Below are 1,297 nucleotides of genomic sequence, written 5' to 3'. Positions count from 1 at the left end.
AGTCGGTGGTCGATGGCTGCCACCGTGTCGCGGGGGATCTTGATCTGCATGTGGCGTATGTAGGCGTCCAGGGCGCTGTAGAGGATGCACTGTTCGGTCACCTGGCCGGTGAGGACCAGATTCCCGACGTCTTCGCGCTGTAGCAGGTACTCGAGCGCGGTGCCGTAGAAGGCGCTGTGCCGCACTTTGGGCAGGAAGGCGCAGTCGCTCGACGGGCGGACGGGTTCCACGAGGTCGGGCCGACGGCCCTTGAGCGCCCGCTCGACGATGTCCTCGCGGGTGGCCGAGAAGTCGCCATGGTTGTCGTTGACATAGAGCAGGCGTACGTCCTCTTGATCATGAGCCCGGTCGATGAGTTCCCGCAACGGTTCGATGATCGTCTCGACACTGCCGGCCAGCAGATCCGCGTCCTCATGGTCGTAGGGATTCATCATGTCGATGACGATCAGTGCTGTAGTGCTCACTGTGAGCATCTGCCCGGTTCGGCCGCTCTTAAGACAGCGATTCAAGCTGCGCGGAGGAACTCGGCAGGCTGAAGCTGACCGGCGGGACCATGCGCGCGGTGACATGTTTGGGGGACCGGGCCCAGGGAGACCTCGCCAGGCCCTCATCCTGTCTCGCTGCCTGTCTCGCATGGGAGTCCCTCCGGCGGGTAGAGCCGCCGTTGAATCGAGTCAGGGGTACTACACCGGTCAAAACCTCGTCCTGGCCGGGGGAGAAGTCCATCACGCCGCATGAGACGCGACGCTTGGCGTTGGTGAAAGGACGTGGTGTGTCATGCGAGTCGCCGCGGGTCTGCGTCCGCAGCCCCGGATCGGGTTCGTTGGTCTGGGCCGCATGGACTTGCCAATGTGCGCCAACCTCGTGAAGGCCGGGTATCGGGTCGTTGCGAGCGATGCACGTCCAGAGTGTGAGGGTGCCGCGGTCGAGTGCGGCGCGCTGTGGTCCCCGCGGACTGCGGCGGTCGCCGGTGTCGCTCACGTCCTGATCACCATGTTGCCCGGCCCTAGGGAGGTCGAGGAGGCGATGGCAGGGGCCGGTGATGCGGTCGACGCGCTGCCGGCCGGAGCTGTTGGGCTTGATATGACGAGCAACTCGCCCGTCGTCGCCGGACCGATCCGTGAGCGGGCGCTCGGGCGTGGCATCGACGTTCTTGAAGCGCCGGCCGGCGGTGGCGTCGCGGCGGCGCGGGCAAGGGCGCTGCAACTGTTCGTAGGTGGGGACGCGGATGTGCTCCAGAGGCCGGCATCCAACTGCGAAATGAATGACAGCGCCTCAAGATCCGGAAGCGCCGGCC

At 65.8% G+C, this 1,297-nt stretch carries 2 protein-coding genes; one reads left to right on the top strand and one right to left on the bottom strand.

Annotation, left to right across the window (positions count from 1 at the left end):
- Positions 1–464 (bottom strand): isochorismatase family cysteine hydrolase (locus HKK72_RS39375; protein ID WP_187239448.1); only part of this gene is annotated, 464 nt, incomplete at its 3' end.
- Between the two features lie 385 nt (positions 465–849).
- On the opposite strand from HKK72_RS39375, the gene HKK72_RS39370 reads away from it, so the two are divergent.
- The coding region (locus HKK72_RS39370) for an NAD(P)-binding domain-containing protein (RefSeq protein WP_261987636.1) at positions 850–1,297 on the top strand (448 nt) is incomplete at its 3' end.

This window comes from Actinomadura sp. HBU206391 (assembly GCF_014323665.1).
Lineage (GTDB): Bacteria > Actinomycetota > Actinomycetes > Streptosporangiales > Streptosporangiaceae > Actinomadura_C.
This window is presented reverse-complemented; position numbering and strand designations above follow the sequence as displayed.